The 6,910-nt window shown below is 67.6% G+C and carries 10 protein-coding genes; 4 read left to right on the top strand and 6 right to left on the bottom strand.

What is annotated here, in order from left to right:
- The coding region (locus tag GJV64_RS09640) for a nucleoside deaminase (RefSeq protein ID WP_164157032.1) at positions 1–387 on the top strand (387 nt) is incomplete at its 5' end.
- A 137-nt stretch (positions 388–524) separates the two neighbouring features.
- Positions 525–1,421: a DUF4394 domain-containing protein gene (locus GJV64_RS15630; RefSeq protein WP_164157038.1), complete on the top strand. Its 897-nt coding sequence runs from the start codon at positions 525–527 to the stop codon at positions 1,419–1,421.
- 69 nt (positions 1,422–1,490) lie between these two features.
- Here the strand turns inward: GJV64_RS15630 and feoB are convergent, their stop codons facing one another.
- The 3 genes from feoB to GJV64_RS09660 form a co-directional block, all read right to left on the bottom strand.
- Positions 1,491–3,365 (bottom strand): ferrous iron transporter B, encoded by a 1,875-nt coding sequence (gene feoB / locus GJV64_RS09650; RefSeq protein ID WP_235927685.1) that lies wholly within the window; start codon positions 3,363–3,365, stop codon positions 1,491–1,493.
- Positions 3,362–3,616, bottom strand: a complete 255-nt coding sequence (locus GJV64_RS09655; RefSeq protein WP_164157033.1) for a FeoA family protein — start codon at positions 3,614–3,616, stop codon at positions 3,362–3,364. Before GJV64_RS09655 ends, feoB begins: the two co-directional genes overlap by 4 nt.
- A gap of 62 nt (positions 3,617–3,678) precedes the next feature.
- Positions 3,679–4,317 (bottom strand): COQ9 family protein, encoded by a 639-nt coding sequence (locus GJV64_RS09660; RefSeq protein ID WP_164157034.1) that lies wholly within the window; start codon positions 4,315–4,317, stop codon positions 3,679–3,681.
- Between the two features lie 186 nt (positions 4,318–4,503).
- Between GJV64_RS09660 and rpsU the strand changes: the two genes are divergently transcribed.
- Entirely contained in the window at positions 4,504–4,710 is a 207-nt protein-coding gene (rpsU, locus tag GJV64_RS09665) for a 30S ribosomal protein S21 (protein WP_164157035.1), read from the top strand.
- A 110-nt stretch (positions 4,711–4,820) separates the two neighbouring features.
- Positions 4,821–5,336 (top strand): FKBP-type peptidyl-prolyl cis-trans isomerase, encoded by a 516-nt coding sequence (locus GJV64_RS09670; RefSeq protein ID WP_164157036.1) that lies wholly within the window; start codon positions 4,821–4,823, stop codon positions 5,334–5,336.
- Between the two features lie 5 nt (positions 5,337–5,341).
- On the opposite strand, the gene lepB is transcribed toward GJV64_RS09670, so the two are convergent.
- The 3 genes from lepB to GJV64_RS09685 form a co-directional block, all read right to left on the bottom strand.
- Positions 5,342–6,166 carry a signal peptidase I gene (gene lepB, locus GJV64_RS09675; protein WP_164157037.1) on the bottom strand — a complete coding sequence of 275 codons (825 nt, stop codon included), beginning with the start codon at positions 6,164–6,166 and terminating at the stop codon, positions 5,342–5,344.
- Positions 6,163–6,582, bottom strand: a complete 420-nt coding sequence (gene acpS, locus GJV64_RS09680; protein WP_164157040.1) for a holo-ACP synthase — start codon at positions 6,580–6,582, stop codon at positions 6,163–6,165. The genes lepB and acpS overlap by 4 nt, the downstream gene beginning before the upstream one ends.
- 8 nt (positions 6,583–6,590) lie before the next feature.
- On the bottom strand, positions 6,591–6,910 hold a 320-nt coding region (locus GJV64_RS09685), incomplete at its 5' end, for a pyridoxine 5'-phosphate synthase (RefSeq protein WP_205599582.1).

Here is a 6,910-nt window from a genome sequence, read left to right on the forward strand (position 1 = left end):
GAGGTGCCGGTGGGCGCGGTGATCAGCGACGCCGCCGGCGTGATGCTGGCCAGCGCCGGCAACCGCACGCGCGAGCTCAACGATCCCACCGCCCACGCCGAGCTGCTGGCCATAAGGGCGGCGTGCGCTGCGATTGGCTCAGAGCGCCTGGTGGGCTGCACCCTCACCGTCACGCTGGAGCCCTGCGCCATGTGCGCGGCGGCCATCGGGGCGGCGCGCATCGAGCGGCTGGTCTATGGCGCTGCCGATCCGAAGTCGGGCGGGGTGGCGCACGGCGCCCGCGTGTTCAGCCACCCCCAGGCGCATCACCGGCCCGAAGTCGTGGCCGGCGTTGCCGAAACCCAGGCGGCGCTGCTGCTGAAGGCCTTCTTTGCCCAGCGCCGCTGACGGCTGGGCTGCGACAAATTAAACTGCCGTAAACATTTCGACCGCCCCCTGCATCGACACCTCTGCCGGCCCCGTAAACCCTTTCGGGAACGCCAAACTCTCTGCGGGATGCAGGGCAGCACTGGAGGGACAAGTTCATGTTCAAGCGCATCGCGGGCCGCCTCAGGGCGGCCGTGCTGGCGGCTGCCGTCATGGCACCGGCGGCCCATGCCGACACCATCTATGGCCTGACCGCCGACAACCGGATCGTCAGCTTCGACGCCAGCGCGCCGGGCAGCATCCTGTCCGATCGCGCCATCTCGGGCCTCGCGGCCGGCGACTCGCTGCTGGGCATCGATCGCCGCCCGGTTGATCGCCTGCTCTATGCGCTGGGCAGCAGCGGCAATGTCTATCGACTGGAGGCGACCGGCCGCAGCTACACCGCCACCAATCTTGGCGCGGTGTCGGCGGCGTTGACCGGCACCAGCTTCGGGTTCGACTTCAACCCGACGGTCGACCGGCTGCGGGTGGTGAGCGATGCCAACCAGAATCTGCGCATCAACACGAATGTTTCGCCGCCCGGCACCATCAGCGACGGTGCGCTGACGCTCAACGGCCAGTCGCCGTTCGATCTGCTCGCGGTCGCCTACACCAACAGCATTGCCGGGGCGACCAGCACCCGGCTGTTCGGCATCGATGCCCGCACTGGCGCTCTGGTGCGCTCCACCAACGCCAATGCCGGCACCTATGTCAGCACCGACCTGTCGGGCATGGCCTATGCGCCGCTGGGCTTCGCGCTCGACAATTCCCAGATGCTGGGCTTCGACATCGCGCCGCGTAGTGGCCTTGGTTATTTCAACGTCGGCAGCAGCCTCTATGGCATCGATCTTGCCAGCGGGTCGCCCACCCTGCTGGGCAGCATCGGCAGCGGTGGGCTCGTCGGCCTGTCTGCCGGCGCGGTGCCTGAACCCGAAAGCTGGGCCCTAATGATTGCCGGTTTTGGTCTTGTCGGGGCGTCGCTGCGGCGCACCCGCATGGTGCGCGCCGCGGCCTAGCGTTCCCTGCCGCGGCACGCCTGGCCGGCAGCGCCCCCCTGGCGCTGCCGGCCAGTCAGCCGGCCGGGATCAGCTTGCGGGTATGAGGGCGCTGGCGATGTGGAAGGTCAGGCCTGCCGCAATATAGGCGGCGGCAAACAGATAGGTGAACATGAAGATCGGCCAGCGCCAGCTGGCGGTCTCTCGCCGCGTGATGGCGAGCGTGGAGATGCACTGCGGCGCGAACACGAACCAGGCGAGGAACGCGAGCGCGGTGGGCAGCGGCCAGGCGCTGCGCAGCTGGTCGATCAGGCTTCCGGCATTCTCCTCGTCCACCCCCTGCAGCGCATAGACGGTGCCCAGCGCCGACACCGCCACTTCGCGGGCCGCCATGCCCGGCACCAGCGCGATGGCGATTTCCTTGTTGAAGCCTATGGGAGCGAAGATCGGCTCCAGCGCTGCTCCGATCCGGCCGGCCAGGCTGTATTCGATGCCCGGCTTCACCGCGTTCTCCGGCGGCTGCGGCCAGCTGGCCAGCCCCCACAGCACGATCGTGGAGGCGAGGATGATGGTGCCGGCGCGGGTGAGGAAGGCGGTGGCCCGGCCATAGAGGCCCAGCCCGAGGTCGCGTGGGGCCGGCCATTGATACTTGGGCATCTCCATCAGGAAGGGCGGCGCAGCGCCTTTCGTGACGGTACGCCGCAAGGCAAAGGCAGCGACCAGAGCGCCCACGATGCCGGCGATGTAGAGCGCGAACAGCACCAGCCCCTGCAGGCCGAACGGACCCACATTGCGCGTCGGGATGAAGGCGCCGATCACCACGGCATAGACCGGCAGGCGCGCCGAACAGGTCATCAGCGGGGCGATCAGGATGGTGGTCAGCCGGTCGCGCGGCGAATCGATGGTGCGCGTGGCCATGATGCCGGGGATGGCGCAGGCAAAGCTGGAAAGCAGCGGGATGAAGGCGCGGCCATTGAGGCCCACCCGCGCCATCAGCCGGTCCATCAGGAAGGCAGCGCGCGTCATGTAGCCGGACTGCTCGAGTGCGATGATGAAGGCGAACAGGATCAGGATCTGCGGCAAGAACACCACCACCGCGCCAACCCCCGCCAGCACGCCATCGTTGAGCAGGGACAACAGCACGCCTTCGGGCAACGCCGCGGTGAGCGCCGCCTGTAATACGGCGATTCCGGCTTCCAGCCAGCTCTTGGGGGTTTCCGCCCAGCTGAACACCGCCTGGAACATGAAGAACAATATGGTCGCCAGCAGCAGCGGACCAATCACTGGATGCAGCGCGACGGCATCGATCCGCTGCGACCAGCGCCGCGCGGCGCCGCTCGAGGTCTCCACCGTGGCAGCCAGAGCGCGCGCCTGTTTCTGGAGAGCGCGCACGTCCGATGGCCGGTCCTCTGGCAGTGCCGGCGCGGCGTTGCCGATGCGGGCCGCCAGCGCCGCCCCCAGCGCGTCCAGCCCGCGCTTTCTGACCGCCACGGTTTCCACCACCGGCAGGCCCAGAAGATCGGCCAGCCGGGCGGCGTCCACCACGATGCCGTCGCGCGCGGCGAGATCGACCATGTTCAGCGCCACCACCAACGGCAGATCGAGCGCCTTCAGTTCGAGCACGAAGCGCAGATGGTTGCGGAGGTTGGTGGCATCGATCACCGCGACGATGGCATCCAGCGGCCGCTCACCGGCGATGCGGCCGAAGATGGCATCGCGGGTCACCGCCTCATCCGGCGAACGCGGATCAAGGCTGTAGGTACCGGGCAGATCGATGAGATCGCAGACCCGGCCATCCGGCAGGGCCAGCCGCCCGGCCTTGCGCTCCACGGTGACGCCCGGATAGTTGCCGACCTTCTGGCGGCTGCCGGTCAGCGCGTTGAACAGGCTGGTCTTGCCGGCATTGGGATTGCCGACCAGCGCGACCATCGGCGTGCGCGCCAGGCCCGAAACCGGCGCGTTCATGCCTCCACCTCGATCAGCCGGGCCATGTCGCGGCGCAGCGCCACCACCATGTTGCCAACGCGCACGGCGATGGGATCGCCACCGAACGGGGCGCGGTGCAGGATCTCCACGTCTACGCCTTCATCGAAGCCCAGTTCGCACAGGCGCTGCGCAGTATCGGGCGCCAGGCCGGCACGATCGATGGCAGCGATCAACGCCACCTCGCCAATGGCCAGCGCGTCGATCGGGCGGTGAGGGGCGGAAACGGTCAAACGCGGGGTCCGGCAGCGGAAAGTTGCGAACCGTTATCAACTCTGCGCGGAGCGCGCCAGTGTTAAACGACCGGATAGCGCAGGCGGCCCAGGATGCGCGCCGGATCGGGCAGCTTGCCCATCATGCCGGTCAGCTTGGCCTTGGTCTTCTCGAAACGCATCACGCCTTCGATGCGGCGGTCGATGAAGGCCCTGGTGGTGGCGAAATCCTCGCTGTCGTCCTGCGTCCAGTGCAGCAGCGTCGCAGAGTATATGGCCGAAAGAATCGCCCGCTTGGTGTAATGGTTGTAGTCGGTGGCGGTGTCGCCGGCCGCCCGCCACATGGCATCGGCCGCCTGCCACAGCAGCCGCGCCGACAGGGAGGCATGTTCCGGTCGGGCCAGCAGGCTGAGCGCCCGGCGCGTCACCTCGCGGTCGCCCTGTTCCAGCCGCGTCACCAGTGCCATGCGAATGCGCTCGCGGATCTTCAGATTGTGGGCGCCGGCCATCGCCTCGGCCATGCCGGCGTTCGCTCGCGCGGTCCACAGGGTCAGCATGGTCTCGGCATCGGGAACGGCGAGGCCTGCGATATCGGGATCGATGCCCAGGTCGGCGGCCGCGGCTGCCAATGCCTTGGCTGTCCAGCCGTCGAAGGGCACATGCGGCAGCATCGCCGCGACGAGGCGGGGGGCCAGTTCGGCAAGCGGAGTATCGTCGGCCATGGCTCTCCTTATCGCGGCTGGCCGGCGCTTCCCAGCCGATATTGCGTCGCATCGGGCCATCTGCTATCGCCCCAGCGGTATCCCGCCGGGCCGACTCGGCGGGTTCATCATTTTCTACGGAATCTGATTCTGAAACCGATGATCGGGGCGGCGTTGCCCCACAACCGACTGGAGTGACGGCAGCTCATGCAAATCTTGGTTCGCGACAACAATGTCGACCAGGCCCTTCGCGCCCTGAAGAAGAAGTTGCAGCGTGAAGGCGTGTACCGCGAGATGAAGCTGCGCCGCCATTACGAGAAGCCTTCGGAAAAGCGCGCCCGTGAAAAGGCTGCCGCCGTGCGCCGCGCCCGCAAGCTGGAGCGCAAGCGCATGGAGCGCGACGGCATCAAGTAACGCGCCACACGCGATTGACCGGAGAGCCGGGCAGGGTTGACCCCCCGCCCGGCTCTCGTCATGTAACGGCCAGTTTCATCCGGCATCTGCAGGAACAGTCAGGAACCATCATGTCAGGACAGGCAGGCAGCGCGGGCGGTGTGGGCATCGGCAAATGGCTGGCGGCCGGCGCCGTGGTCCTCGCCGTGGTGGGCGTGCTGGTCTATACCGGCACGCAGGGGCAGGTGGCCGCCGTGCGCACCGCCGACATGAAGTTCCTCTCCACCAACAAGGACAAGCCCGGCGTGATCACCACCGCATCCGGCCTGCAGTACAGCGTCATCCGCGAAGGCACCGGCCCGAAGCCCGGCGCGCGCGACACGGTGCTGGTGCATTATGAAGGCAAGCTGATCGATGGCACGGTGTTCGATTCCAGCTACAGCCGCGGCCAGCCGGCGGCCTTTCCGCTCGACCAGGTGATCCCGGGCTGGACCGAAGGCGTGCAGCTGATGCCGGTCGGTTCGAAATATCATTTCGTGGTGCCGCCGGCGCTGGCCTATGGCGCGCAGGGCGCCGGCGGGGTCATTCCGCCGGGTGCGGTGCTGGAATTCGATATCGAGCTGCTAGCGGCCCGCCCCACCGAATAACCGGATCAGTCGCGCAGGCTGAGGAACCAGCGGTTGCGCAATGCGGTGATCCAGGTCAGCGGGTTGAAGCTGGTCGAGCCATCCAGGCTGAAGGTGGTGAACTCGGCGCGGCCGACGACATTTTCCACCGGCAGCAGGCCCAGCCCGCCGATCTCGGCTGCAAAGCGGCTGTCCTCGCTGTTGTCGCGGTTGTCGCCCATCAGGAACAGGTGGCCCTCCGGCACGATCACCGGCTCGGTATTGTCCTGCGGCAGGGTAGCGAGATCGAGCACGAGGTAGGACCGCCCGCCCGGCAGCGTCTCGCGATAAGTGGGGAAATGGCATTCGGTGGCGCCGTCGGGCGTGATCACCCGATATTGCGCGTCCACCAGCCCGGTGCAGTCGCTGTTCGGCGTCACCGTCATCACCGTGTCGGCCACCTTCACCTTGGGCACCGGCTGGCCGTTCAGCCACAGCTGGCCATCCTTCATCTGCACCGTGTCACCCGGCAGGCCGATCACCCGCTTGATCCAGTCATCCTGGCCGATCGGCGATTTCACCACCGCGATGTCGCCGCGTTCCGGCAGACTGCCGAACAGCCGGCCTTCCATCTTCGGCAGCACGTTGAGCGAGGGCGACAGATAGGAATAGCCATAGGGATATTTCGACACGATCAGCCGGTCGCCAACCAGCAGGGTCGGCAGCATCGATCCCGACGGGATGTAGAAAGGCTTGGCCACGGCGGTGTGGACGGCCAGCACGGCCAGCGCCAGCAGGAACAGCTGCCAGGCTTCCTCGGCCCAATTGATCTTCTTCTTCGTCGCCACGGCGCCGCTGGTTCCTTCGGTCATGCAATACTCACAGTGATCAGCACGATGGCCTGTGCCCACGGATGGTCGTCGGTCATCGTCAGATGAATTGCCGCCTTATGCCCGGCAGGGGTCATTTGCGCCAGCCTTGCCGCGGCGCCGCCGGCAAGGTTCAGGGTCGGCTGGCCCGAAGGCAGGTTGACAACGCCCATGTCGCGCCAGAACACGCCCTGTCGGAATCCCGTGCCCAGCGCCTTGGCACAGGCCTCCTTGGCGGCGAAGCGCTTGGCATAAGTGGCCGCCCGGGTGAGGCTGCGGCGATCGGCCTTGGCCTGCTCGGTCTCGGTGAAGATGCGATTGATGAAGCGGTGGCCGAACCGCTCGATGCTGCGCTCGATGCGCTCGATGTTGCACAGGTCCGATCCCAGCCCGATCAGGGCCAGGCCGGAGGGCACCATCAGGCTGCTCACGCCGGCGCCCAAGGTCTGGCGGCGTCCATCAGGTCGCGCATCCGGCGGATCGCCGCGCCCAGACCGACGAACACCGCTTCGCCCACCAGGAAATGCCCGATGTTGAGCTCGGCCAGTTGCGGCAGCGCCGCGACGGCTGCGACATTGTCATAGGTGAGGCCGTGGCCGGCATGGATTTCCAGCCCCAGCGCCGCGCCCATCTCGGCCGCCCGCGTCAGCCGGTCCAGTTCGGCGGCCACGTCGGCGGGCTCCACGGCGTGCGCGTACGGCCCGGTATGGAGTTCCACCACCGGCGCGCCCAGCCGGGCGGCGGCTT

Origin of the sequence: Sandarakinorhabdus rubra, assembly GCF_010994245.1 — a bacterium.
GTDB classification, from domain to species: domain Bacteria; phylum Pseudomonadota; class Alphaproteobacteria; order Sphingomonadales; family Sphingomonadaceae; genus Sandarakinorhabdus; species Sandarakinorhabdus rubra.